The 24,703-nt window shown below is 41.0% G+C and carries 29 protein-coding genes; all 29 read right to left on the bottom strand.

The features are described 5' to 3' along the window. Nucleotides 1-160: 160 nt before the first annotated feature. Nucleotides 161-925, bottom strand: a complete 765-nt coding sequence (locus ACWF5P_RS19145) for a FliA/WhiG family RNA polymerase sigma factor (protein WP_434169087.1) — start codon at nt 923-925, stop codon at nt 161-163. Nucleotides 926-1,051: 126 nt separating this feature from the next. Then, nucleotides 1,052-1,555 (bottom strand): chemotaxis protein CheD, encoded by a 504-nt coding sequence (locus ACWF5P_RS19140; RefSeq protein ID WP_101224667.1) that lies wholly within the window; start codon nt 1,553-1,555, stop codon nt 1,052-1,054. Beyond that, a complete protein-coding gene (locus ACWF5P_RS19135; RefSeq protein ID WP_434169086.1) occupies nt 1,555-2,187 on the bottom strand; it encodes a chemotaxis protein CheC in 633 nt (210 codons plus the stop codon). Before ACWF5P_RS19135 ends, ACWF5P_RS19140 begins: the two co-directional genes overlap by 1 nt. Before the next feature lie 4 nt (nt 2,188-2,191). Further along, the gene (locus ACWF5P_RS19130; protein WP_434169085.1) at nt 2,192-2,647 is read right to left on the bottom strand and encodes a chemotaxis protein CheW; all 456 of its coding nucleotides are present in this window, start codon (nt 2,645-2,647) and stop codon (nt 2,192-2,194) included. A gap of 108 nt (nt 2,648-2,755) precedes the next feature. Beyond that, nucleotides 2,756-4,798, bottom strand: coding sequence for a chemotaxis protein CheW (locus ACWF5P_RS19125; protein ID WP_434169084.1), 2,043 nt, complete (start codon nt 4,796-4,798; stop codon nt 2,756-2,758). Between the two features lie 21 nt (nt 4,799-4,819). Beyond that, complete coding sequence (locus tag ACWF5P_RS19120; RefSeq protein ID WP_434169083.1) at nt 4,820-5,917, bottom strand: chemotaxis-specific protein-glutamate methyltransferase CheB; 1,098 nt, start codon at nt 5,915-5,917, stop codon at nt 4,820-4,822. 10 nt (nt 5,918-5,927) lie between these two features. Next, on the bottom strand, nt 5,928-6,794 hold the full coding sequence (locus tag ACWF5P_RS19115; protein ID WP_434169082.1) for a P-loop NTPase: 867 nt from the start codon (nt 6,792-6,794) through the stop codon (nt 5,928-5,930). Next, entirely contained in the window at nt 6,778-7,935 is a 1,158-nt protein-coding gene (gene flhF / locus ACWF5P_RS19110; protein ID WP_434169081.1) for a flagellar biosynthesis protein FlhF, read from the bottom strand. The genes ACWF5P_RS19115 and flhF overlap by 17 nt, the downstream gene beginning before the upstream one ends. Beyond that, nucleotides 7,932-9,968 carry a flagellar biosynthesis protein FlhA gene (flhA, locus tag ACWF5P_RS19105; protein ID WP_434169080.1) on the bottom strand — a complete coding sequence of 679 codons (2,037 nt, stop codon included), beginning with the start codon at nt 9,966-9,968 and terminating at the stop codon, nt 7,932-7,934. Before flhA ends, flhF begins: the two co-directional genes overlap by 4 nt. A gap of 40 nt (nt 9,969-10,008) precedes the next feature. Next, nucleotides 10,009-11,091, bottom strand: coding sequence for a flagellar biosynthesis protein FlhB (flhB, locus tag ACWF5P_RS19100; protein ID WP_434169079.1), 1,083 nt, complete (start codon nt 11,089-11,091; stop codon nt 10,009-10,011). Nucleotide 11,092: 1 nt separating this feature from the next. After that, nucleotides 11,093-11,869, bottom strand: coding sequence for a flagellar biosynthetic protein FliR (gene fliR, locus ACWF5P_RS19095; protein WP_434169078.1), 777 nt, complete (start codon nt 11,867-11,869; stop codon nt 11,093-11,095). Nucleotides 11,870-11,872: 3 nt separating this feature from the next. Continuing rightward, entirely contained in the window at nt 11,873-12,142 is a 270-nt protein-coding gene (gene fliQ, locus ACWF5P_RS19090; protein WP_101224658.1) for a flagellar biosynthesis protein FliQ, read from the bottom strand. A 14-nt stretch (nt 12,143-12,156) separates the two neighbouring features. Beyond that, complete coding sequence (fliP, locus tag ACWF5P_RS19085) at nt 12,157-12,822, bottom strand: flagellar type III secretion system pore protein FliP (RefSeq protein ID WP_434169077.1); 666 nt, start codon at nt 12,820-12,822, stop codon at nt 12,157-12,159. Next, nucleotides 12,819-13,478 carry a flagellar biosynthetic protein FliO gene (locus ACWF5P_RS19080; protein WP_434169076.1) on the bottom strand — a complete coding sequence of 220 codons (660 nt, stop codon included), beginning with the start codon at nt 13,476-13,478 and terminating at the stop codon, nt 12,819-12,821. The genes fliP and ACWF5P_RS19080 overlap by 4 nt, the downstream gene beginning before the upstream one ends. Nucleotides 13,479-13,493: 15 nt before the next feature. Continuing rightward, nucleotides 13,494-13,856 carry a response regulator gene (locus ACWF5P_RS19075; protein ID WP_452445175.1) on the bottom strand — a complete coding sequence of 121 codons (363 nt, stop codon included), beginning with the start codon at nt 13,854-13,856 and terminating at the stop codon, nt 13,494-13,496. Between the two features lie 17 nt (nt 13,857-13,873). Beyond that, nucleotides 13,874-15,091 (bottom strand): flagellar motor switch phosphatase FliY, encoded by a 1,218-nt coding sequence (fliY, locus tag ACWF5P_RS19070; protein ID WP_434169075.1) that lies wholly within the window; start codon nt 15,089-15,091, stop codon nt 13,874-13,876. Beyond that, entirely contained in the window at nt 15,081-16,079 is a 999-nt protein-coding gene (gene fliM, locus ACWF5P_RS19065) for a flagellar motor switch protein FliM (RefSeq protein ID WP_260357085.1), read from the bottom strand. Before fliM ends, fliY begins: the two co-directional genes overlap by 11 nt. 53 nt (nt 16,080-16,132) lie before the next feature. Next, complete coding sequence (gene fliL / locus ACWF5P_RS19060) at nt 16,133-16,561, bottom strand: flagellar basal body-associated protein FliL (protein WP_434169074.1); 429 nt, start codon at nt 16,559-16,561, stop codon at nt 16,133-16,135. Beyond that, nucleotides 16,558-16,773 carry a flagellar FlbD family protein gene (locus ACWF5P_RS19055; protein WP_434169638.1) on the bottom strand — a complete coding sequence of 72 codons (216 nt, stop codon included), beginning with the start codon at nt 16,771-16,773 and terminating at the stop codon, nt 16,558-16,560. Before ACWF5P_RS19055 ends, fliL begins: the two co-directional genes overlap by 4 nt. Before the next feature lie 48 nt (nt 16,774-16,821). After that, nucleotides 16,822-18,087 carry a flagellar hook-basal body complex protein gene (locus tag ACWF5P_RS19050; RefSeq protein WP_434169073.1) on the bottom strand — a complete coding sequence of 422 codons (1,266 nt, stop codon included), beginning with the start codon at nt 18,085-18,087 and terminating at the stop codon, nt 16,822-16,824. A 76-nt stretch (nt 18,088-18,163) separates the two neighbouring features. Next, complete coding sequence (locus ACWF5P_RS19045; RefSeq protein WP_434169072.1) at nt 18,164-18,310, bottom strand: hypothetical protein; 147 nt, start codon at nt 18,308-18,310, stop codon at nt 18,164-18,166. A gap of 85 nt (nt 18,311-18,395) precedes the next feature. Then, nucleotides 18,396-18,542 (bottom strand): hypothetical protein, encoded by a 147-nt coding sequence (locus ACWF5P_RS19040; RefSeq protein WP_434169071.1) that lies wholly within the window; start codon nt 18,540-18,542, stop codon nt 18,396-18,398. 11 nt (nt 18,543-18,553) lie between these two features. Beyond that, on the bottom strand, nt 18,554-19,189 hold the full coding sequence (gene flgD / locus ACWF5P_RS19035) for a flagellar hook assembly protein FlgD (RefSeq protein WP_434169070.1): 636 nt from the start codon (nt 19,187-19,189) through the stop codon (nt 18,554-18,556). Between the two features lie 8 nt (nt 19,190-19,197). Continuing rightward, on the bottom strand, nt 19,198-20,505 hold the full coding sequence (locus tag ACWF5P_RS19030) for a flagellar hook-length control protein FliK (RefSeq protein WP_434169069.1): 1,308 nt from the start codon (nt 20,503-20,505) through the stop codon (nt 19,198-19,200). A 25-nt stretch (nt 20,506-20,530) separates the two neighbouring features. Next, nucleotides 20,531-21,148, bottom strand: a complete 618-nt coding sequence (locus ACWF5P_RS19025; protein WP_434169068.1) for a magnesium transporter MgtE N-terminal domain-containing protein — start codon at nt 21,146-21,148, stop codon at nt 20,531-20,533. A gap of 4 nt (nt 21,149-21,152) precedes the next feature. After that, the gene (gene fliJ / locus ACWF5P_RS19020; protein ID WP_230177503.1) at nt 21,153-21,599 is read right to left on the bottom strand and encodes a flagellar export protein FliJ; all 447 of its coding nucleotides are present in this window, start codon (nt 21,597-21,599) and stop codon (nt 21,153-21,155) included. Nucleotides 21,600-21,601: 2 nt separating this feature from the next. Further along, nucleotides 21,602-22,921 carry a flagellar protein export ATPase FliI gene (fliI, locus tag ACWF5P_RS19015; protein WP_452445174.1) on the bottom strand — a complete coding sequence of 440 codons (1,320 nt, stop codon included), beginning with the start codon at nt 22,919-22,921 and terminating at the stop codon, nt 21,602-21,604. Nucleotides 22,922-22,923: 2 nt separating this feature from the next. After that, nucleotides 22,924-23,688 (bottom strand): flagellar assembly protein FliH, encoded by a 765-nt coding sequence (fliH, locus tag ACWF5P_RS19010; RefSeq protein ID WP_434169066.1) that lies wholly within the window; start codon nt 23,686-23,688, stop codon nt 22,924-22,926. Next, nucleotides 23,681-24,700 carry a flagellar motor switch protein FliG gene (fliG, locus tag ACWF5P_RS19005; RefSeq protein ID WP_101224644.1) on the bottom strand — a complete coding sequence of 340 codons (1,020 nt, stop codon included), beginning with the start codon at nt 24,698-24,700 and terminating at the stop codon, nt 23,681-23,683. The genes fliH and fliG overlap by 8 nt, the downstream gene beginning before the upstream one ends. Nucleotides 24,701-24,703: the final 3 nt, after the last annotated feature.

Raw genomic sequence — 24,703 nt, 5'->3', positions numbered from 1 at the left:
TGCTCTTATTGACTAAGTACAGTTCGTACATTCTGTGATTTCGAAGCATTTATTGATGCGGGTACCTTATCAATTCTTTCAAGCTTGCAGGGGGCTTCTTCGTTCAATTGGGATTTTATGCTTCCCAAACTCCGTAGCCCTCTTCATTAAAATATCATGATTAATTTTTTTGATCTTGCATCGTGTTTCTTAATTTATATATCGCTTTTGAATGAATTTGGGATATCCGGGACGTAGATAGGCTCATCACTTGCCCGATTTCGGTCAATGTTAGTTCTTCTTTATAAAAAAGCTGTAAAACCAACTGTTCTTTTTCATTAAGGGTTTCTATGACTTTGGCCAATTCAAAATACAGTTCATCCCTTAACACATGTTCCTCGGGTAAATCCGCCTTTTCATCTTTAATATGAAAATTCGCGCTTTCTTTATCGTCTTCTTGGGGATTTTCATCCATTGATAGTACATTGGCAAAGAAGTTCTCATTTAATGCAGCATATACTTCATCTTCCGGAATATTCAATTCAGCGGCAATCTCGTTTGGCGAAAGGTTCCTCATGTATTGCTGCTCCAGCTTTTCTATTGCAGCTTCAATTTTCTTGGCTTTATCTCTTGCGCTCCGCGGAAGCCAATCCTCTTTTCTTAATCCATCTAAAATAGCACCACGTATTCTAAATGAAGCATATGTGTCAAACTTCAGATCACGCTTCGTGTCAAAACGTTCCAGGGCATCGAATAACCCCATCATTCCTAAACTCCTTATATCATCCCGGCTCACATTTTTAGGAAGACTTACTGAAATACGTTGAACATGATACGATACGAGAGGTATGTATTTCTTCACCAAAATGTCCCCGGCTAGCGAATCTCTGCGATCCACCCAATTCTTCCAACATAACTGCTCTTCTTCGATGGTCAGATGAGACATTGGACATCCTCCTAACATTGTTATGCGATTTGTGATCGATACGGCCCCTAAAGCCATAAATGCAATAATAATTCGATTGCAAGTGTACCTGTCATATTTTTGGCTTTTCAAAAGCCAAATCCGATCCTATATGTTTTTAGTCCCTTTTGTAACGGTCCGTATATTTAGCAAACAATCACTTAAATTGAAATCAATCGTTCTTCCGCTATTCCCGCCAACATCTTCAGCGACGACTCTAATGCGCAAGTCAGATAACACCTTTCGAACAGCTTCCACATTCCGTGGTCCTATTCTCATTAAATCCCCTCCGGAGGCAAATTGGAACATTTGTGCTCCGCCAGCCAACTTCGCTTTTAGGAATGGCATTCTTGCGCCTTCTTTTACTAAGAGCTGCACCAATTCCTTTATCGCCGTATCTGCAAATTTGGCAACGTTGATCGGCCCCGATTTAGCTAATGAAGAGTCAGGCAGCATAATATGTGCCAAACCCGCAATCTCTTTTTTCTCATCATAAATCACAACACCAACACACGACCCCAGCCCGGAAGTGCGAATCGTATAGGGAGGTTTTATAATATTCATATCCGCTATTCCAACCTTAACAACCTGGACCTTTAACAATTCAGTCATTAGGTGGACACTCCTAAAGCGGAAAAAATGATATCAAAAAATTCGGGATCAGGTAATAAAAAGAAATGACCATTAATGGATTCAGCGAAAAGCTGGTCTTTTTCAAGCACAGTATCAATGACGATGGCTGCGTCACTTACTTTTGATAATTCTAATAATCCGTAACTGATCGTTGCCCCTACCATATCGATGCTCAATGATGGAACGGATGGATAGATATTCAATCGGGTGAAATCAGAAAGAGAAGAGAGGTAGGATCCCGATAAGATATTCCCTAATTCCTGAAGGCAAGAAAGCGCCAATTCAGTATGGGGTGCGGATTCCATCAAAAAGGTCTCATCACCAGTCATCTTACGAATCAAGTATTGGGCTACAGGAAGCGAAAGGATAAAAAACATACTCCCTGAAGCATCACCTTCTATTCTAAGGAAAACGCTGGCAACGACTTGATCGGCCCCGCCAGCCATTTCCATCATTTCATCAAAGGAAACGATTCGGACATTAGGAACATTCATATCAATTTTACTATTAAGGATGGCAGAAAACGCAGTTGCTGCGTTCCCTGCACCTATATTGCCGATTTCCTTCAAAATATCGAGTTGAATAGGGTTGATTTTCTCAATGAACGACATATGATTATCCTTCTCTTAATATATTTTCAGTCATTTCCAGACTTAGAGCCTTCTCCAAATTGATTAGGACGAGCAGTCGCTTGTCAATTTTAGCCACTCCGCTAATGTATTCTGAAGCCAAATGTCCCACAACTTCAGGCTGAGGTTCGATACTCTCCACTGGAATATCCAAAACATCATTGGCAGAGTCCACTATTAACCCAACTTCCATATCATCCAGAATGACGATGATAATCCTTGTTGATTCATCGTATTCCATCTCTTCGAAACCAAAACGCACCCGCAAATCAATAATTGGAGTGATTACACCCCTTAGATTTATGACTCCCTTAACAAACTTTACAGCCTTTGGAACTCTGGTAATATGCAGAATCTTTTCGATACCGCTGACTTTATCCACTGGTATTGCATATTCTTTATCTTTAATTTGAAATACGATTACTTTCATATCCTCCGACATCTATTCCCCTCCTTTTAATAAACTCCTGATTGTTGTGCAGTCTTAACGAAAACTTGAATCGAAACGGTTGAACCAACGTCCCATTCCCCTGCCCCGCTTATCTATCATTCAATGAATCAATGTGTTGCAATCTATAATTAAAGCAACTTGACCATCACCAAGGATCGTTGCCCCCGATATTGCAAAAGCGCTATTTAGATAATTACCTAGTGATTTCAGAACGATTTCCAGCTGCCCGATGAATGAATCAACGACTAATCCGGCTAATTTATCACCTTTTCTTACAATGACCACAGAGAGGGACTCTTCTTCTTCCAGACTGATTGGCACTTCAAATATATCTTTCAAGAACAGAAGCGGCAGGATCTTTCCCCTGAAGTCAATAACCTGTTGATTATGGGCATTCAAGATATCTGCTTTTTTTATGATCGCTGTTTCTATTATCGAAGAAAGAGGTATGGCATATTTTTCGTTTTGGATTGCAACCAGCATGACAGAGATAATGGACAATGTAAGCGGAAGCTGAATAAGGAAGATGGATCCATCATTCTCTTTGGAATCGATCGTGACAGATCCACCGAGAGACTCAATAGTATTTTTAACCACATCCAGTCCAACACCGCGCCCCGATACATCTGAAATGGTTTCCGCTGTTGAGAAACCAGAAGCGAATATCAATTCATAGATTTGCTTATCCGTTAGGGTGTCGGCAGCTTCCTTGGTTAATATCCCATTGGAGAGCGCCTTGTTCAAGACACGATCTTTATTGATTCCTGCACCGTCATCCTCAATTTCAATGAAAACATGATTGCCGCCGTGGTAGGCTTTTAAAAGGATTTTACCTTCTTCTTTCTTTCCTTTCGCCAAACGTTCTTCAGGTGTTTCAATTCCATGATCCATGGCGTTTCTTAATAAATGGACGAGAGGATCACCGATTTCATCAATGACTGTACGGTCAAGTTCCGTTTCTGCACCGTTGATTTCCAAATTGACTTTCTTGTTTAAATCCCTTGCTAATTGACGAACCATTTTAGGAAAACGATTGAATACAGTTTCAACGGGCACCATCCGCATATTCAAAACGATTGTTTGTAAATCACTTGTTATACGGGACATTCTTTCTACTGTTTCATGCAATTCTTGATTATTCAAATCACTGGAAATTTGGTCAAGTCTGCCTCTATCGATTACTAGTTCCTCGAATAGGTTCATTAATATATCAAGCCGCTCAATGTTCACCCGAATGGTCTTGCTTGATGCCGGCTTAACGAGTGCCTGTTTTTTCTTATCATCATTATCAGTTGGAAGCACGGCTTTAATTGTCTCTTGTTCCGGTACTTCAGCAACTTGATCCTCTATAGAATTGGCTGCATGCCTCAAGCCCTCAAGATCAAGGGCATTTACCACAACTTGATCCACTTCGGAAACCTTCATGATTTTTTCCTTTATCTCATCACTCGATTCTGTTGTTACCATCGTGACCGTAAATTGCTGATCGAATTGTTCTTCTTCCAAAAGTTCGACCGGTGGGTGTGACTTGATTACTTCACCTGACTTTTCAAGCACCTCGAAAACCATAAACACCCGGGCAGCTTTTAAAAGACAGTTCTCTCGCAACCCTATCGAGATTTCGAAGCTGTTGAAGCCTTGATCTTTGGACTGCTTAAGCACTGTCCATTCAAATTCATCGTACTCTCCCACAGTCATTTCCTCTTTTTCAAGGACGGCAGAAGCTGCTGCAATCTCTGCAATGGTGGAAGAAACGGGCGACTCCCCTTTTTCAATCACTTCCAGCTGATGGACAACCTCTTCCACATTTCTTTTTCCATCTCCACCTTCTGCAATGGACATGACCATCGCTTCTAAATCATCAACCGCTAAAAATATCACATCAAATAATTCTGGAGAGAGGGCGATTTGACTATTTCGGATTGCATCCAACACATTCTCCATTTTATGGGTTAAATTGGTTAAATCCTCATACCCCATAGTCGCCGACATCCCTTTTAAGGTATGGGCGGAACGAAAGATTTCGTTTACGATCGTGAGGTCTTCCGGGTTCTTTTCGAGTACCAGCAACTGTTCGCTGCACGTTTGAAGATGTTCTTTACTTTCTTCTATAAAAACCTCTAAATACTGATTCATATCCATACAATCTCACACCTCCACGTGTTAACAATAGCTCATTATCGCTTTAGCTATTTTTTCTACATCCTCTATGCTATCTATTAACTTGGTATTGATTGCCGCCTTAGGCATACCAAAAACGATTGATGTCTCCTGTGATTCGGCTATCGCTTTTAAAGGACCCTCCTGTTTAAGCTTCATGAGTCCCATCGAACCGTCCATTCCCATCCCGGTCATGATAACGGCTATTTTCGCAGAATCATTCATTTCACTTACCGATTCAAATAGCACATCAACTGACGGGCGATGTCCATTACGCAATTCGGATTGATCCAAAAGGATTGTCCAGCTCATTCCGACTTTCTTCACTTTCAAGTGAAAACCTCCCGGTGCGATATAGGCGACACCTTTTTGAATCAGTTCCCCCTCTTCAGCTTCCTTCACTTTAATCTTGCACAATGAATCCAGGCGTGTTGCCAAGGATTTTGTGAAACCGGGGGGCATATGCTGGACAATGAGTATGGGAGCATCAACTTCTTCCGGGAGTCCTGCCAAGACGGTCTGCAGAGCTCTCGGGCCTCCTGTTGATGTACCAATGACTATTATTTTTTTGTACCCATAGGACCATTTTTTTTGATTTTTTTTAATTTCTGACGATTCTTTTGAATCTATTTTACTATATTTTTCCCAAACAGATGGGCTTCTTTCAATATTCATTGCATTTTTTTCTAGTTTGTGAACATTTGCCCTGCTGGCCGCCATAACTTTTTCATGGAGTTCTTTCTTGATTTTATGTAAATCCAATGAAATGGCACCAGAGGGTTTAGCCACAAAGTCAAAGGCTCCACTGTTCATGGCGGCAAATGTATTTTCCGTTCCCTTTTTCGTTGTGCTTGATAACATGACAACAGCAGTTGGACATTCATTCATGATCCGGCTTAATGCTTCCAATCCGTCCATAATCGGCATTTCCACATCCAAAGTCACGACATCGGGTTTTAAAGCCTTTATTTTGTCTATGGCATCTCTACCATTCCTCGCAGTCCCGATGACTTCCATCCTGCTATCTTCTGCTAAAAACTCTGAAATTAACTTTCTCATAAATGCAGAATCGTCCACTATCAGCACTTTTACTTTACTCATATAAGGAGACCTACTTTCCAAAAAAATATCTCTTCATATTTTGGAGGAAATGGCTTTTTTGCAAAGTCAATTCTTCCCCAAATGAATGATTTGAATATCTCGAAGCAATGTCCATAATAGCTTTGGATATATCGGCTTCAGAATCGAAAAGAAGAAAGGGTATTTGTTTGTTAACAGAATTGGGTACGGTTCTATCATCTGGCAAGTACCCAAGTGCTACAGTTTCCAGTCCCAAAAATTCCACTAGTGCATTTTGGAGCCGCTTAATCGTATCTTTGCCGTCCTTACTCGTGAAAACCCGATTGCAAACCAGGAACAATGATATCTCTTTATTTACTGAATGGATATATTTCATTGCGGAATATGCATCCATGATAGAAGTGGGTTCAGGTGTCGTGATAACGACTAATTCATCCACACATAACAGGAATTTCATGGAATCCTGAGTGATGCCAGCACCCATATCAAATAAGATATAATCGTAATTCGCCAACAATAAACCGAACTCCTCATTAAACCGGGTATACTTTTCCTCATCAAGTGAAAAGAGAGCCGTCAACCCCGTTCCACCTGTAATGATTGAAATGTTTCCCGGTCCTGTCATGATGATATCCTTCAAACTACAATCGTTTTCAAAAAAATCAATTATGCTGCAGGGAGATTGTTCCCCAATCAAAATATCAATATTCCCCATACCGATATCCATGTCGAACAACAGTACTTTTTTGCCTCTTTGGGATAAGGCAATCGAAAAATTCAAGGAAAAGTTTGATTTTCCCACTCCACCTTTCCCGCTTAAAACGGCAATCGTTTTGGCCATTGATCGATTTTGGCGGGCTTCCAATCTTTTTCGTAAATTCTCAGCTTGATCTTTCATATTTATTAGCCCCAATAGCCATTTTCAATAGCTGTGATGATGTAGCTATTTCAATATCGTCTGGCACATTTTGTCCATCTGTTATATAGGCGGCTCCTAATTTATGAGTATTTATAAAATTGAATATTTGCCCGAAAGTGGAGGTTTCGTCCGCTTTTGTAAAAATGACCTGTTTAATAGGTATGGCAGCAAACTGTCGATAAATATCTTCCATATCCTTTTGTTTAGAGGTCAATGACAATACTAAATAGGTTTCCATCTCATCTGTAAAATGGATGATTTCATTAAGATCCTTGACATATTGCGGGTTACGGAAATTCCTTCCGGCCGTATCAATAAAAACAAAATCATAATGGGAGAAGCGTTCAGCAGCCCTTTTGAAGTCTTCCAAGTTATAAGCGACTTCAATTGGAACGTTTAAAATCTTGGCATATGTCTTAAGTTGATCTATTGCAGCAATCCTGTACGTATCCGTCGTAATGAAGGCCACCTTTTTATCATGCTTTAACATGGTTTCCGCAGCTACTTTTGCTAAGGTCGTTGTCTTTCCCACACCTGTTGGGCCAACAATATTAATATATTTTTTTTGCAGCCCGGGTTTTCCGTTTCCAACTTCTTCTAAAATCCCGAGCATGGCTTCTTCCAACCAAACTTGAACCTCTTCATCAGTGGATTGCTGTTTAAAAACGAACCATTTTTCAAGCAATTCATCCATGATTTGGGACCGAAGTGATATATCCACTTCCTGCTCGGTTAGGTATTCGTGGATTTTCTCCAGCTTCCCCGGATATTTTTTATCAGTTGAATAGATTTGCAAACTCTTTATCATATCTTTCAAACCTTCGATTTCTTTTAATAAGTCAGCACTTTCCCCATTCCCTTCATTAGGTTCAGGGGCATGACTTGCCATTTCCAGCTTTGATGGCAACTTCTTCGATTTTTGCTTGGTTACGGCTTGGATAGGCTGGGACACAGGGTCTATGGCTGCAATGACTTCAATATTCCTCTTTTTGAATAATCCTAAGAAACCACCATTATATACAGCCTTCGAACTTAAGATTACTGCATCACTGCCTAGTTCCGTCCTTATTCGCTTCATTGCCTCGTTCATTGATGGCGCCAAATATTTCTTTACCTTCAATCGATATTCACCACCCCTACACTTTGTACTTCCACATTCGATTCGAGTTCATTGTATGAAAGAATCGGTACATTAGGAAAATAACGTTCAGTTAATTGCCGGGCATACATCCTTACTGCTGGAGAGCAGAGTAGGATCGGTTGGTGATCCATTAGGGTCAGCTCTTCCAATTTGGCTGCAACTGCCTCCAATATGGATTGCGATAGAGTTGGATCCAATGATAAAAAATTACCATGTTCAGTTTGCTGTACACCATCAGCGATGGTCTTTTCAACTTTCCCCGATAATGTTATGACTTTAATTCTATTTTCATCCGCAATAAAAGAATTTGTTATTTGTCTCGCTAAGTTCTGCCTTACATATTCGGTAAGCAAATCTGTGTCAGTCGATAACTTGCCATAATCAGCAAGCGTTTCGAAAATGATCGGTAAATTCCTTATCGAAACCTTTTCCTTCAATAGTTTTGCCAATACCTTTTGTACATCTCCTATAGACAAGGGATTCGGAGTGACTTCCTCTACTAGTATAGGTGCCGATTCGTGAAGATGATCGATCAATTGTTTCGTTTCCTGCCTGCCCAATAATTCCTGCGCATTGGACTTTATGACTTCCGTCAAGTGGGTGGATACAACACTTGGCGGGTCCACAACTGTATAACCCAGAATCTCGGCATGTTCTTTCATATCATCCGTAATCCACTTGGCCGGTAAACCGAAAGACGGTTCTATCGTATCGATTCCTTCTATTGAATCATCTTCCATCCCTGGACTCATGGCCAAGAAATGATTTAGGAGCAATTCCCCCTTTGCCATGACACTTCCCTTAATCTTCAGCCGATACTCATTAGGATTCAACTGAATATTATCACGTATTCTGACGACAGGGATCACGAGCCCCAACTCAATTGCAAGCTGCCGGCGGATCATGACGACCCGGTCCAGTAGGTCTCCCCCTTGATTGGCATCCGCAAGCGGAATCAATCCATATCCAAACTCAAATTCGATCGGGTCGACACTTAAAAGGTTAACGACGCTTTCTGGACTTTTCATTTCATCGGTTTCCAGCACTTCCTCCATTTCTTGTATTTCTCTTTCGTCCTGCTTCGGTATCCTTGAAATTGTATACCCTCCAACGACTAATAAAGCAGCGATCGGAATGGTGAACAAGTCGGAAATGGGAGTGAATAACCCTAAAAGGAAAATGGTTGCTGCTGTTAGGTAAAGCATTTTGGGAAATTGAAATAACTGTTCAACAATATCCGCTCCGAGGTTTCCATTCGAGGCTGCCCGGGTTACGACAATTCCCGTAGCTGTAGAAATCAATAAAGCTGGTACCTGACTCACGATTCCGTCACCAACCGATAACATGGAAAAATGGACGGCTGCTTCTCCAAAGCTCATGTCCAATTGCATGACACCAATGATCATACCGAAAATCAAGTTAATGATGACAATGATGATGCCCGCTATGGCGTCCCCTTTAACAAACTTACTAGCCCCATCCATGGATCCATAAAAGTCTGCTTCGTTACTAATTTTTTCCCTTCTGGCACGTGCTTCGTTTTCGGAGATCATCCCAGCATTTAAATCTGCATCGATGGCCATCTGTTTCCCTGGCATCGCATCCAGCGTAAACCTTGCCGCTACCTCCGAGACCCGTTCGGAACCTTTCGTGATGACGATGAAATTGATGATGACCAAAATGATGAATACAACTAATCCTACAAGCACGTTACCGCCGACTACAAACGACCCAAAGGTTTCTACAACTCCCCCAGCATCACCATAGGTCAAAATGGCACGAGTCGTCGAAACATTCAACCCCAACCTGAACAATGTCAGTAAAAGGAGCAAGGAAGGAAAGATTGAAAATTCGAGAGGTTCTTTCATATTCATCGTAGTCAATAGAACCAGCAGCGCAAGAGAGATATTTAAAAGGAGTAAAATACTTAACAACCATGTTGGCAATGGAATGACCAACATGGCAACGATCATGATGACGCTCGATATAACAACTAAATCTCTTGCTCGCATGTTTTTTCTCTCCTAACTAGCGGGTTACCCTATTACTTCTTTACAGTTTACCTTTGGTTTTATATACAAAGGCCAGTATTTCAGCGACCGCCTTAAAGAACTCTTCAGGTATCGCTTGGCCTAATTCAGCTTGATCATATAAAGACCTGGCCAAAGGCCGATTTTCCACCATGGTCACATCATTTTCTTTGGCAATGAATTTAATTTTCTGGGCAACAAAATCAACGCCCTTTGCCACTACATACGGAGACTCAGCTTTTTCTTCATCATATTTTAAAGCAATAGCAAAATGCGTCGGGTTAGTGATGACGACATCCGCATTGGGAATTTCCTGCATCATTCTTTGAGCGGCCATCTGCCTCTGCTTTTGCTTTATCTTGGATTTGATGAGCGGGTCCCCTTCGGAATTTTTATATTCATCCTTAATATCCTGTTTGGACATCCGGATGTTTTTTTCAAAGTCATATTTTTGATACAAATAGTCTAATAGAGCAATGAACAATAAAGCCACGGCAGCATAAAATCCTACTTTAATCGTAATATCCGCCAATGTTGCCATCGCTTCTTCCACAGAAATCTGTGATAAAATCATAATCTCGTCCATGCGCTGCCATAGTACATAAAAGGCAACAAAACCAACAAATGATATTTTAAGAATGGATTTCAATAACTCAACAATGGCCCTCATTGAAAAAATACGTTTGAATCCTTTAATGGGATCCAATTTATCAAGTTTGAACTGTATGGATTCAGTCGAAAACAGAAACCCGACTTGCATGACATTAGCCAATATCCCAGCGACTATCGCTGCTGCAAAAACGGGTCCTAGGATAAGGCCCATCTCCTTTAAAACCTCTATCATGATAATTTGCATATTCTCCTCACTGAATCCAGCCAAGGTAAAATGTTGCAGATATTCTTTCGTAAGACCGAGCAAATGATTATACATGTACGGTCCCATAAGAAATAACACAGAAAACACGGCAATTAAATTCACAGAGGTATTTACATCCTGACTCTTTGCCACCTGACCTTTTTTCTTCGAATCCTGACGTTTTTTAGGAGTCGCCTTTTCGGTCTTTTCACCAGCGAAAAACTGCAAATCCAGCTGAAACCTCACCATATCAAGTGCCTCCAATCAACTGCATTAGGTGACGCATCGTCAAAAGCAAGAAATTGAAGAGTTGGGTGACAACCGTCATCATCATCCCCATTACCAGTATGATAACCGCTAAGCCGGCAATGATTTTCACTGGAATCCCAACAACGAATACATTTAATTGAGGAACTGTCCTGGCAAGTATCCCTAACGTGACATCCACTAAGAAAATACTTCCCACCACAGGTATGGACATTTGAAAAGCAATCATGAAAGCTTTGCTGAAAGCTTTGACCAAGTATTCTATCAGCGCATGATCTCCGAATGGTACAAATAATTGGTCAATCGGGATGAACTGATAACTATAAAAAATCCCATCCAAAAGCAAATGATGGCCATTAGTACTCAATAGGAATAATAGAGCGATTGTATAAAGATATTGTCCCATCAACGGGCTTTGTGCCCCCGTTTGGGGATCGATGACATTCGCTATTGAAAAACCCATTTGAAAATCAATCAATCCGCCAGCTATTTGAACGGCCGATAAAATCATATACGCTGCAAACCCAATGAAAAGGCCAACAAGCGCTTCCTTCATGATCAATAAATAAAATGTGACATCCAATTCCAGAACCGGAGCATCAATGGTGTAGTACATGATCCAGGCAAGGAAGATTCCAAGCCCGACCCGATGTTGTACCGGTATAGAACGGTACGAAAAAATCGGCATGGCCACGAAAAACGTAGTGACCCGTACCACAATTAATAAAAAGGCGGGAAAGTGCGGAAATAATTCCTCCATGCCCTACCCTACAAATCGATTCAGATTACCGAATATTTCATTTGCATATGATAATAGGTGGCTCAACATCCATGGAGCCAATAAAATGAGTCCCAATAAGACTGCGACGATTTTCGGAACAAATGCCAAGGTTTGTTCCTGAATCTGTGTAGTTGCCTGAAAGATGCTTACTAATAGTCCTACAATAAGAGCGATTACCATCAATGGGCCAGCGATAATCAATACCATATAAATTCCTTTTTCTGCTATATCAATAACAAAATCTGCACTCATTTTTTCTCACCTGCTTAAAAACTCTGTAATAAAGACTTCACCACTAAATACCATCCGTCTACAAGAATGAAAAGGAGGATTTTAAATGGCAGGGAAATCATGACTGGCGGCAACATCATCATCCCCATCGACATCAGGACACTTGCAATGACCATATCAATAACCAAAAAGGGAATGAAAATCATGAAACCTATTTGAAAAGCTGTTTTGATTTCACTGATTGCAAAAGCAGGTACAAAGGCCGTCAAGGGAATGTCCTGTATCGTTTCAGGCTTATCCACCTTGGCATATTCCAAGAATAGCTCAAGGTCCTTCTGTCTTGTATGGGCACTCATGAAATCCTTAAATGGTATCGAGGCCTGTACATATGCTTCTTCTAAATCTATCTCTTCATTAAACAACGGGGTTAATGCCTTTTCATTCACTTCCTGAAAAGTCGGTGCCATTATGAAAAATGTCATGAAAAGTGCCAGGCCGATCAACACCTGATTCGGCGGCATCTGCTGTGTAGCTAGCGATGTTCTCACAAAGCTCAGGACAATGATGATTCTAGTAAAACAGGTCATCAGGATCAATATGCTTGGAGCCAGCGATAAGACAGTCATCAGTAGAACAAGTTTGACGGAAGTAGAGACATTAGTGGGATCACTGTTATTAAAAAACTCCATGAACTCATTCATTCATTGTCTCTTCCTTTCCTATCAAGCTCCTTTAACAGCTTTTTCCTGCTAGCAGACAATTGATCAAGTTGATTTTTGAACTCTGCAGAGAAACTGGCGGTTTCGGATCCGCTTTTCTTCAACCAATTATTTTTTAACTTCATTGCAAGTTCCCCTGGCTGGATCATTTGATCGATCTTATCGTTGTGATCTTTCAAAAGCTGTTCATATTCCTCTGGATCATCTATTTCTTTCAAGAGCTGAATATTTTCACCGACCCCGATCACCAATATTCTCCCGCCGACTTTAACAAGCTGGACAGAACGATTTGCGCCAAGGCCCGTACCGCCTAAATTCTCCACTGAATTTGCCTTTTGATACGATTTACTTTTTTTATTGATGAACTTTAATAGGATATATAGAAGGGCCACTACAAAAATAGTAGCAAATATCATCCTCAGAAACTCCCAAACGGTTATCCCCACTTTGTCAGGATTCGTTGTCTGTTTGGTAGATTTCGAGCCTTTTGATTCACCTTTATCCACCTTTAAATCATCTGGCTGTTCATAAACATCCTTCACTGTTTTTTCAAGATCTTCCGCATGGGCCTGTATCGCCCCAGAGAAGAATACTGCTATCATCAGTGAGACCTGAAGCCATTTTTTAATTAAAAACAATATGAAAACACCCTCTTAACTTAATGCTTTATTTATGGCTTCCAAAACACGGTCTGCCTGGAATGGCTTCACGATAAAGTCCTTTGCACCCGCCTGGATTGCATCAATGACCATTGCTTGCTGTCCCATCGCTGAACACATGATGACCTTAGCATGAGGATTTACCTTTTTAATTTCCTTTAATGCTGTAATTCCATCCATTTCAGGCATGGTAATATCCATCGTTACAAGATCCGGATGAGTTTCTTTATATTTTTCCACCGCTTGGGCGCCATCTGCTGCTTCCCCGACTATTTCAAAGCCATTTTTTGAAAGGATATCCTTAATCATCATTCTCATAAATGCTGCATCGTCAACAATTAAAATTCTATTAGCCATAATTTTCGTCCCCCAAATTATCTTATTTTATTTAATCGGTCACTCTGACTCATGATATCCGTAACACGCACTCCAAAGTTTTCATCAATAACCACTACCTCGCCTTTTGCTATCAAGCGGCTGTTTACCAGGATATCCACTGGCTCTCCCGCTAATTTATCCAATTCGATGATCGATCCGGAGGACAGCTCCAAAATATCCTTGACGGAGCGTTTCGTTCTTCCAAGCTCCACAGTTACCTGCAAAGGGATATCCATCAGCATGCTGAGATTTTTCGTTTCAGACTCCTGAAGCTGATAAGGCTGAAAACTGGTGAAACTGGCAGGCTGAACATTTACCGGCTGTCCTGTTGGTACGGATGAAACACCAAAATGTTGTGGTACATTCGGTATTTGGTTCATAGGTTGGGTTTGGTGATCGCCTTGTCCATAAGTTTCTTTTGCCGATCGATCAGACCGGCTGTCCTGTAATGGTGCCCGCTCCTGAGTTGGAATGTTTGTTACTGGTTCACTTAGTACTTTTGGCGTTTTCATCTCGGCAGGATCGCTTTCGCCCGTTCCATTTAATAATTCGGAAACTAACCCTTTAGCAAACTCTAACGGCAGCAATTGCATGATACTGGAATCAATTAAGCTGCCGACACGGAGACGGAATGAGATTTTTGCAAATAAATCCTCGTCCGGTATCGCATTTTCACCTTCACCATTTAAAAAGTTAAGTAAATCTATGCTAGGTGGAGAAATATCCACTTTTTTACTGAAAATGGTCGACATGGAAGTCGCAGCAGAACCCATCATTTGGTTCATGGCTTCCTGAACAGCACTCAATTGAATTTCCCCAAGCAGGTCTGAAGGATTCTCCCCATCTCCCCCAAGCATCAAATCCGCAATGATAGCAGCATCGCTCTGCTTGATGACCAGCATATTTATACCTGAAAAACCTTCTGTATATTGCACTTGTATCGCTACATACGGATGCGGGAATTCTTCCGCGATCTGTCCCCTTTCAATCAATGTAACCGTCGGAGTGGTGATATCCACTTTCTGATTCAACAAAGTGGATAGGGCAGTGGCCGAACTTCCGAAGGAGATATTACCGATTTCACCGAGGGCGTCGAGTTCCATCATCGATAAATAATCGTCAATCGAGAGAGGGAACACCTCATCTTCTATATCACTTGTACCTTTTAAAAGGGCATCTATCTCGTCTTGCGAAAGCATTCCATCACTTACCATCCTCGTCTCCCCCTTTCAAAATATCAAGAATCTGGATAGCATGTTTTTTTCCTACTTTTCCTGGCTGCCCGCTGTATTTTGGAATCCCTCCAATGGTAATCGTCAAAGGTTCATCGATTGCCTTATTTAAATCGATGACATCGCCAACATCAAGCAGCAAAAAGTCCTCGATGGTGATGTCCGTGGAACCAAGTTCGGAAATAATGGGAAGATCTGCGTTTCGGATACGCTTTTCCAAAATCATGATTTCCTCCGGGATTTTTTCCTTTTGGGAATTTTCCATCCAATAATGAGCGGATAACTTTGGTATGATCGGTTCCAATACGACGTGAGGAATGCAAACATTAATCATTCCACTCGTTTCGCCGATTTGTGTATTCAAGGAAATGACCACAACAGTATCGTTGGGTGAAACCAGTTGTAAAAATTGTGGATTCACCTCGAACTCTGTCATCACCGGCTCGATTTCAACAATCGTTCCCCAAGCCTCCTGTAAATTTTCAAAAGCTTTCTCGAATAAATTCGACATGATCTTCGTTTCTATTTCCGTTAAACTATCCACCTTATTCTCGCTTATGCCCCGCCCGCCCAAAACGCGATCCATCATGGAATAAGCGATATTCGGGTTGACCTCAAGAATGATCCGGCCATCCAAGGGCGGCACCTCAAAAACATTCATGATGGTCATTTTAGGAATCGATCGGATAAACTCTTCGTAAGGTATTTGATCTGCCGAAGCAACGGATATTTGGACATATGTTCTAAGCTGAGCAGAAAAGTATGTGGTCAGCAGCCTTGCAAAGTTCTCGTGTATCCTGGTCAAACTCCGGATTTGATCCTTAGAAAACCGAAGCGCCCTTTTAAAGTCGTATACTTTCACTCTTTTTTCTACTTCTTCTTTTTTTAAATCATCTGCATCCATTTCACCTGTGGAAATGGCCGATAACAAAGCATCGATTTCATTTTGCGATAATATTTCCCCGGACATTAACACTCACCTCCAAAGCTTCTCCTTCTTAATTTAATGAAGCAAGGATGTTCTTATTGCAGAATCGAGGAGGTTATATAAACCTTTTCAACTTTTCCTTCTTCCATTAATTCATTCATTCTAATCTTTAACGCTTCTTGAAGCTTTTCCTTGCCTTTTTTACCGGTTAACTCTTCCGCTTTCATTTCTGATAGTTCGGTAATGATGATATTTTTCACTTGAAAATTTCTTTTTTCCAACTCTTCTTTTGCTTTTTTATTTTCTGTTTGGACCGTAAATGAGATTTTGATATAATCATTGCCGGCAAGATTCGTAGTAATTTCAGGAATCTCAACTGATGATTTGATAATTTCGTCAATGCTAGGTTTATCTTCGGCAGATGTGGTCTCAGATAACTTTGTCACAACTACGACCGCTATGACACCAACAAGCGTTATAGCCACGAGTATAATCAACATAATGGTCAATAGATTTTTTTTCATGAACTTTCCTCCACATCCTTACGAAAACCGAGAATATTAACAGTACGATAAAATTGTATAATACCTTCAACCAGTTCCTCTTCCTTCTCTAGCACAACGATTTTCTTACCATTTGAAAAGGTAATGGTCGTATCTGGCAATGACTCGACTGTGTCTATGTACAATGCATTGATATAAAAGCATTTTCCATTTAGCCTTGTGACTTTGATAATGATATTTAGGAGCTAGGGCAAAAACACCTGGCTCCTCCCTCCCTTAACCTATCGTTTTAAGTTAACCAATTCCTGTAGAATTTCATCCGACGTCGTGATGATCCTCGAATTTGACTGGAAACCACGTTGAGCAACGATCATTTCAGTAAACTCTTCGGATAAATCCACATTGGACATTTCCAAAGAACCTGATGCAATCACACCGCGCCCCTCACCTGCGATATTGATATTTGCAGTACCTGAATTTATTGATTCCTGAAAAGTATTGCCACCGGTTTTCGTCAAGCCAGATGCATTGGAAAACTTGGCGACGGCAAGTTGGCCTAAGGTAGTGATCAGACCGTTGGAATAAACGCCATTTATTTCACCTGATGAACCAATATTAAAACTTTCCAGTTTACCTTCTTTATTACCATTCGGATTTACAAGAGCAGTGGTGGAACCTTTAACTTGAATAAGATTCGAGAAATCAAAATCCAAATTAACTTTTTGTACGCTTTCATCGACTGCAGTATCCGAGTCATCCTCTTTGCCGCTTGAAATGTTTATGGTTTGACCTGCCTGGGTTTTATCAGCTGCCACTATCTGACCATTAGCGTCGAAATTTATCGTAGTGAACGGTTTTGGTTTAGTAGCTGATGTATCCCCCAAAGGAGCAGGTTCTTCATCAAAAACCTCCCATTTATCATCACCGTTTTTTTGGAAAAAGATAGTTGCCGTTTGTTCTTTACCCTTGTCATCCACAACTTTCATTTGCTGGCTAAATACGGTACCATCAATTGCGTCAGCAGCTAGATTTCCACTTACTGATATTTTAGTGGTGGTAATGGCAGGTAAAATCGCATTGACGTTAACAGCAACATCGCCAATCGTTTTTGATCGTTTCCCGTTTTCATCAACCTTGTAAGCCTGCACTTTCAAACCATTCGCGTTGACAAGGGTACCATTATCATCCAGATAAAAGTTTCCTGCGCGTGTATATGAAAGAGAATCCCCTTGCTTGACGACGAAATAGCCATCACCGGATATTCCTAAATCAAGATCGCGGCCGGTGGTTTGCAGGCTTGACTGTGTATGGATCGTATCAATTGTAGCAATCGTGGAGCCCAATCCAATTTGTTTAGAATTGGTTCCTCCTTTATTGGCTGTTGCTGCACTTGCACCAGATACCGTTTGGTTCATTGCATCACTGAATGTCACACGGCTTTTTTTGAAACCATATGTATTGACATTGGCGACGTTATTACCGATAACATCCAATTTTGTTTGTAAGTTTTTTAATCCGCTTATTCCCGAATACATTGAACGAAGCATGGTAAAGCTCCCCTTTCATATATAGACTGCTTCCGTCATTCCACAGTCCAGGCTTCCTCTTTCAGGTCCAGCCTATTTATCTAAAATTATGGTTCCGTTGATGTTCGTGAAGGTTTTGTGATGTTGCTTCTTCCCTGTTCATGACTGTGATGACCATATTGTTTTTCGGGCTTACTATCAGTGCCGCATTCTTTGTAATGATAAGAGATTCGTTTACACCCATTTTTTTGGCCTCATTGGCTTTAAGAGCTATTTGTCCCAGGTTTATGACGCTATTTCTCCTTTGACTCATCCGAAATTGAGCATGTTTACTGATGGTCAATTTTTGATTTTGTGCAGACAGCAGCTTGAAAATGCTGTTGGAAGCCTTGCTGGATCATCCGCCTTTGCCTTAACGGCAATTTTCTTTGTGCCATCAGCTGAGAGGAATTTGCTTGAAAACCAAGTTTATTCATATTCCCGCCCCTTAAGCTTCAGCGATTTTTATCAATTGCTCTGATGATAACTTGGTTTTGTTTTCATCATCCACTTCAATTTGCAGTTTGCCATTACTCATGGATACCGAGATTACTACAGCTGATGTCTCTCCATTTTTTTCATCCATCCAGGAAACGCGCTTGCCTATTAATTCACTTGCCGCCGTCAAGCTATTCGACGTGGAACTTGTTTGTTTCATTGCCGAGATATTTGCGGGTTCAAGCTTTGTGCCATCTTCTAAAAGAAAATAAACGCCATCACCCTTATATTGGATCGATTTAACCATGCCTGTTCCTTCTTCTATCGTAAGGTCATCATCGCCTTCATCCAGTTTATGCCAAGTGACTTCCTTTCCGACAAAAGAGTTATAGTTCATTAAACTATTTTGTTGATTGATCCCGATTATTTCTTCCATTTGGGCTCCCATATTCATCATCTGTTCCAGAGAAGAAAAAGTGGCCATTTGGGCGATGAATTCCGTATTGTCCATCGGGCTTGACGGATCTTGGTTTTGAAGCTGGGTAAGCAGCAATTTCAAGAAATCATCTTTTCCCAATGCATCCCCGGTTTTTCTGTTTTCAGTTTGAGATTTTGATAATAATAGTGACGTATCGATGGTCGTCATTTTTTCACCTACACTTCCAGATTTAACAAAGCATCGGCAAGGGATCCCGTAAATTCGCTTTCCGTCTCATCATTGCTTTCTTCCTTACTCTCCTGTTGTTCATTATGTTCATCCGCATCTTTCTGGCTGAATTTCTCAGAGTTAAAAGCATTGAAGGTCTGTGATATTTCAATTCTTTCAATTTGAATGTTTTGTCCGCTAAATGCTTGTTTTAAACCATGAATCTGATTCTCCAGCATATCTTTGGCCTGTGCAGTAGTAGCCAGAATCTTGGCTGAAAGCATACCATCCTTTTGAATCAGCTCGATTCTTAGGGACCCTAAATGTTCAGGATTCAATCTGATCAACAGTTTATTTACACCGTTATTTACGCTAAAGTTTGCCTTACTTAGAATATTTTCAAATTGCTTAACGAACTCTCCTTGGCTGGCAGTTTGCTCAACTTTGGGAGCTGCCAAGACGAATTGCTCCAGCTTTGTCATGAAAAAAGGCATACCAGACCCTTGATGTTTACCGCTATCCAGGCTTTGCAAAGTCACACTGCTAGCGACTGCTCCGTCTTTATTTACCTTGTCACTCCCAGATGAATGAGGGAATGCGCTTTTAAATGTTTCTATTGCTTTAGTTTGCCCTGTCTCCAAAGTGTTGGATTGGTCAGGTTCTGTTTTTGATTTTGGTTGAATGGACAGCCATTTCTCCAGCTTCCCCGTTATTCCTTCAAGCAGGTGTTTCATTTGTTTCTGCATGGCCGCTTCATCTTGTGTCATGTGCTTATTCTCCGAGAGAAGATCTTGAACTTTCACCAATTTCAAGAGATTCACCACACCAGATAATGGTAGGTCATGCCATTCTTCTTCGCTCAATAAAGTAATTTTTTTCAGGGTGGTATACAGTTCCATCACATTGGCTGATAACAAACTTTGTGGATTCAGGCTGAAGTCATCACCTTCTTGTTCTAAATCCAGTTCCTCGATGCTCGCAAAGAAATCATCAAGCGCACCCTCATCATTTCCAACTATATTTTTTAGGGCCTGTAAAATAAGGTTGCTGTCTTGTTTGTTTACTGAAGGGTCAACGGCTGGACTCTCTTCCCCTTTATCACTTAACCTTTCAAGCTTCAAAAAACCAAGCAAATCGTTTATTTTAGACATTCGTCCTTCAGGGTTGCCGCCTATATCCGATGGAATGGGAGGTTCTGCCACTATCGCTGATTGAAGGACTGATCCAAACCTTGAATTAGTTTGCTGATTTGGCTTAATTGGTACCTTTAGACTTAATGATGCCAAGGGAAGTAAAGAATTAATGGCAGAATTCATATATTCACCTCCTAACTCTTTCCACTTAAGGACTTTGTTCCGTTAGTTTCTTCGTTAACCTTGCAGCATCAGCCGTTGTCATTTGCTCCAAAACCTTAGCTAAAGTGGCTGCTTTCATACTTGAGAGAATCTCCAATGCATCTTCATCATTCATTTCGGTAATGATAGGTGCAGCCTTCTTGGGAGCCATGGTTTCATAAGTACGAATTATATCCTTGAACGCTTGTTTACTATTATTCTGACTATCTTTAAGTTGATTCATTTCTGTTTGAAGCTGCTGTTTTTCTGCTTCTGCCTTTTCAATGGCCTTGTCGCGTGTATCGATGATGCTCTCAAGCTTGTCTATCTCTTTTTCCTTGTTTTCAATCTCGGTTTCTAATTTATCGATCTTCATGGAAACTTTCTCATCACTCTTGGCTGGTTTATCTTTCTCTTCATCCTTTTGATCCGATTCAATGAAGGGTATTTTCGCAGACATATCCTTTGCCTTTTCCATTACATTCACCCCTGCAACTGTAAAAACGATCAACGCTACAGTTACCGCAAAGATTAATGGAATGAAGATGACAAGAAACCATTGAAACTTACTTATCTTGCTTTCTTCCAATTCTTCCAATCCATTAGATTCACTTTTTTTACGCATTCCATCACCTTACGCCTTTGCTTAAGAATTGCCGGATTGATATTTCATCCATTTGTTTGTTCTCAGCTTCCTTAATGACATCGAGGAATTTAAGAAAATCATTTTCTTTCATTTTCTCGTACTTTTTAACCTCGATATTTCTTTCCATTAATATATCCCGTTGAATATTCATCTTGTATCGCGCTTCAATGACTTCCTGTTGACAGTGGTTTAAGAGTTTTTCCAAGTTGTCCATAAATAACTGATGATGACGAATTTCCTGTATGGATAATCCATTTCGCAGCTTTTCCTGTTGAAACTCAAGCAACTCTTCTTTTTTCTTTAAAAGCTTATATAACTTTTCTGCCACTTCTTCAAATTTTTTTAAAGCAGCATTATATTTAGCTAGTGCATCGTTTTTTTCTTTTTCTTTGATGGTCAGGATCTTCTCGAATTTATATTGATAAATCATTATTAATCACCTTTCTCCATCAATTCGACAAGGGTATTGATACTATTATCTTTGGTAGCTTTTTCATGGGTTCCTTGCTTTAAAAATGAAATGATTTCCGGATAGCGTGTAATCGAGTTATCAATTTGTCTGGAAGAACCCTTCTTATAAGCTCCTATATTAATCAAATCTTCCGACTCCATATAGATTGATAAACTTGCCCGTAATTTTTCCGCGGCGTTTTTATGCTTGTCACCAACTATATTATTCATTACACGACTAATGCTCTTTAATACATTGAGCGCTGGAAACTGTCCTTTATTGGCTAAGTTTCGGTCCAGTATGAAGTGACCATCCAAAATTCCCCTGACAGCATCAGCAATCGGTTCATTCATATCATCACCGTCGACGAGTACCGTATAAAAAGCTGTAATGGTACCGAGCTGATTTGTACCCGTTCTTTCGAGTAACCTTGGCAGGATGGCGAAAACGGAGGGGGTATACCCTTTTGTCGTCGGCGGTTCCCCGATGGCAAGTCCAATTTCCCTCTGGGCCATCGCAACCCTCGTGACCGAATCCATCATCAGCATCACATTCAATCCCTTATCACGAAAATATTCCGCGATGGCAGTTGCCGTCAAAGCACCCTTTATCCTCATCAACGCTGGCTGATCAGATGTCGCCACTACAACGATTGATCGTGCCAGTCCTTCCGGTCCAAGATCTTTCTCAATGAATTCACGAACTTCACGGCCACGTTCTCCAATAAGACCGATTACGTTTAAGTCAGCCGTCGTATTCCTTGCTACCATACCAAGCAACGTGCTTTTCCCGACGCCGCTTCCTGCAAAGATACCAACACGTTGTCCTTTTCCAACTGTTAATAAACTATCAATTACCCGGACTCCTACATCTATCGGTTCATTAATGGGAGGTCGTTTCATCGGATTCGGCGGATCTTGATCCACAGAAATTGTCGCCAGACCTTTTGGAAGAAGTGAGTCATCAATGGGATGTCCCAATGGATCGACTACTTTGCCAATAAGCCCACTTCCCACCTTTATCTCAAGACTCCGTCCGCTTCCTTCCACGATACAGCCTGGAGCAATATCACTAACTGCTGTAAATGGCATTAAAATAACCATTTCATCACGGAAACCGACCACTTCGGCTAAGATTCGATTTTTCTTTTTTTGTTTGCCTGTATGGATATAACAAACATCACCTACAGAGCTTTCAGGGCCTTGAGATTCTATCATTAACCCCACGACACGTTTGACCCGTCCATAATGTTTGAATGGATCAACTTCATCAACCAAGGGCAATAGGTCTCTAGTTTTCATCTTTATTCCCCTTCCAGCAATTCAGTTAGTTTCACTTTTATTTCCTGCAGCTGACTGTCGACACTCGCATCCATCCTTCCGTTATCGGATTCGATGATACAGCTGCTTTCTTCAAGCTCATCATCCGGAAAGATATACAGCTCAGTATCTTTCGGAAAGATTGCCATCAACTCATCTTTATGAGAAAGAATCGATTGATATCGGATCGGATGGATATGCAATTGCACTTCACGGCAATCCCTCCCTTCTTTGATGGCTCTTTTGACTATGGATAAAAAAGACTCTTCATCTCTTTCAAGCTGTTGCCCGATAATTTTCTCTGCCACCTTCAGGGCAAGATTTAAAATAACGGTTTCAGATGATTCGATATGGTGCCGATAATCTTTTTTAGAGGACTCCACCACTTCTTTTGCGAAAGCTATTTCCGCGGCAATCTCGCTATAACCCTTTTGGATCCCATCTTCGACTCCCTGCTGATACCCTTCTTTTTGAGCTTGTTCGATAAACATTGCTTTTTCTTGATTCTCCCATTGTTCTCGGTCTTGCTGGATTTCAGCAGCAATCGCTTGGGCTTTTTGCTTAGCATCGAGCAATAACGTTTCCGCTTCCTGTTTGGCATCTTTGAGAAATTCATCAGATTGAATATAATGAAGTTTTTTTCGCTCATCTGCATCATCATTTTGAAGAAAGTCAAAAGGGCGAACTTTTATCGCTATCTTTTTGCTTTTCTCCTGGTTAGCCTGCTGGGATTTGATAATCCTAGACAATGATATCATCCCCTCCGCCGCGGGCAATCACGATGTCTCCAGTTTCCTCCAGTCGGCGAATGACGGCAACAATTCTTGATTGCGCTTCTTCTACATCACGCAAACGTACCGGCCCCATATATTCCATTTCTTCCTGGAACGTTTCAACCATACGTTTTGACATGTTTCGGAAAACGATTTCCTTCACTTCATCACTAGCCACTTTAAGCGATAGCTTAAGATCTTCGTTATCGGATTCCCTGACAACACGCTGAATCGCTCTGCCATCAAGGGTCACGATATCCTCAAAAACAAACATTCGTTTCTTTATTTCCTCAGCAAGCTCCGGATCTTGGATTTCAAGTGCATCCAAGATCGTTCTTTCCGTTGAGCGATCAACACCATTCAACACATCTACAACGGCTTCCACTCCACCAGTCTGTGTATAATCTTGGGTTACAGTCGCTGAAAGTTTTCTTTCGAGTATTTGCTCCACTTCATTGATGATTTCCGGAGAAGTGCTATCCATTAAAGCAATCCTTCTTGCAATATCGGCCTGCACCTCTTGCGGAAGCTCTGACAATATTTGTCCAGCCTGTGTGGGATCAAGATAGGACAAGATCAATGCAATGGTCTGCGGATGCTCGTTCTGAATGAAATTCAAGATCTGTCCAGGATCTGCCTTTCGAGCAAAGTCGAATGGACGAACCTGCAAGGAAGATGTTAAACGGTTAATGATGGCGGTTGCCTGGTCAGTCCCTAATGCCTTTTCAAGTACCTGTTTGGCATATCCTATCCCTCCCTGGGAGATGTAATCCTGTGCTAAAGCAATATTATGGAATTCTTCCAGAATTTCCTCTTTATCTTGGGAGTCCACTTTCCTCACTCCCGAAATTTCAAGTGTCAATCTCTCAATTTCCTCTTCGGAAAGATGCTTATAAACGGACGCAGAAACATCCGGGCCTAAGGAAATAAGGAGGATGGCAGCTTTCTGTTTGCCAGTCAATCCGGCTTTTTTTTTTCTATCTGTCATTTT

It is taken from the genome of Peribacillus sp. NPDC055009 (genome assembly GCF_053608705.1).
Note: the sequence above shows the minus strand (reverse complement) of the source record. Positions and strands in the feature narration are given on the sequence as shown.

Bases quoted from the DNA above. Each gene is read 5' to 3' on its own strand.
- flgD (WP_434169070.1), bottom strand. From the start codon at position 19,189: ATGACGACCATCGATACGTCACTATTATTATCAAAATCTCAAACTGAA.
- ACWF5P_RS19025 (WP_434169068.1), bottom strand. From the start codon at position 21,148: ATGCGTAAAAAAAGTGAATCTAATGGATTGGAAGAATTGGAAGAAAGC.
- fliP (WP_434169077.1), bottom strand. From the start codon at position 12,822: ATGAATGAGTTCATGGAGTTTTTTAATAACAGTGATCCCACTAATGTC.
- ACWF5P_RS19115 (WP_434169082.1), bottom strand. From the start codon at position 6,794: ATGAAAGATCAAGCTGAGAATTTACGAAAAAGATTGGAAGCCCGCCAA.
- fliL (WP_434169074.1), bottom strand. From the start codon at position 16,561: ATGAAAAAAAATCTATTGACCATTATGTTGATTATACTCGTGGCTATA.
- fliQ (WP_101224658.1), bottom strand. From the start codon at position 12,142: ATGAGTGCAGATTTTGTTATTGATATAGCAGAAAAAGGAATTTATATG.
- ACWF5P_RS19075 (WP_452445175.1), bottom strand. From the start codon at position 13,856: ATGGCTAATAGAATTTTAATTGTTGACGATGCAGCATTTATGAGAATG.
- ACWF5P_RS19045 (WP_434169072.1), bottom strand. From the start codon at position 18,310: ATGGGTGTAAACGAATCTCTTATCATTACAAAGAATGCGGCACTGATA.
- fliM (WP_260357085.1), bottom strand. From the start codon at position 16,079: ATGTCCGGGGAAATATTATCGCAAAATGAAATCGATGCTTTGTTATCG.
- ACWF5P_RS19145 (WP_434169087.1), bottom strand. From the start codon at position 925: ATGTCTCATCTGACCATCGAAGAAGAGCAGTTATGTTGGAAGAATTGG.
- fliG (WP_101224644.1), bottom strand. From the start codon at position 24,700: ATGACAGATAGAAAAAAAAAAGCCGGATTGACTGGCAAACAGAAAGCT.
- flhB (WP_434169079.1), bottom strand. From the start codon at position 11,091: ATGGTGAGGTTTCAGCTGGATTTGCAGTTTTTCGCTGGTGAAAAGACC.
- ACWF5P_RS19140 (WP_101224667.1), bottom strand. From the start codon at position 1,555: ATGACTGAATTGTTAAAGGTCCAGGTTGTTAAGGTTGGAATAGCGGAT.
- ACWF5P_RS19050 (WP_434169073.1), bottom strand. From the start codon at position 18,087: ATGCTTCGTTCAATGTATTCGGGAATAAGCGGATTAAAAAACTTACAA.
- ACWF5P_RS19125 (WP_434169084.1), bottom strand. From the start codon at position 4,798: ATGGATATGAATCAGTATTTAGAGGTTTTTATAGAAGAAAGTAAAGAA.
- ACWF5P_RS19135 (WP_434169086.1), bottom strand. From the start codon at position 2,187: ATGTCGTTCATTGAGAAAATCAACCCTATTCAACTCGATATTTTGAAG.
- flhA (WP_434169080.1), bottom strand. From the start codon at position 9,968: ATGCGAGCAAGAGATTTAGTTGTTATATCGAGCGTCATCATGATCGTT.
- ACWF5P_RS19040 (WP_434169071.1), bottom strand. From the start codon at position 18,542: ATGAATAAACTTGGTTTTCAAGCAAATTCCTCTCAGCTGATGGCACAA.
- fliY (WP_434169075.1), bottom strand. From the start codon at position 15,091: ATGGTAAGTGATGGAATGCTTTCGCAAGACGAGATAGATGCCCTTTTA.
- fliI (WP_452445174.1), bottom strand. From the start codon at position 22,921: ATGAAAACTAGAGACCTATTGCCCTTGGTTGATGAAGTTGATCCATTC.
- fliR (WP_434169078.1), bottom strand. From the start codon at position 11,869: ATGGAGGAATTATTTCCGCACTTTCCCGCCTTTTTATTAATTGTGGTA.
- ACWF5P_RS19120 (WP_434169083.1), bottom strand. From the start codon at position 5,917: ATGAGTAAAGTAAAAGTGCTGATAGTGGACGATTCTGCATTTATGAGA.
- ACWF5P_RS19030 (WP_434169069.1), bottom strand. From the start codon at position 20,505: ATGAATTCTGCCATTAATTCTTTACTTCCCTTGGCATCATTAAGTCTA.
- fliJ (WP_230177503.1), bottom strand. From the start codon at position 21,599: ATGATTTATCAATATAAATTCGAGAAGATCCTGACCATCAAAGAAAAA.
- ACWF5P_RS19130 (WP_434169085.1), bottom strand. From the start codon at position 2,647: ATGTCGGAGGATATGAAAGTAATCGTATTTCAAATTAAAGATAAAGAA.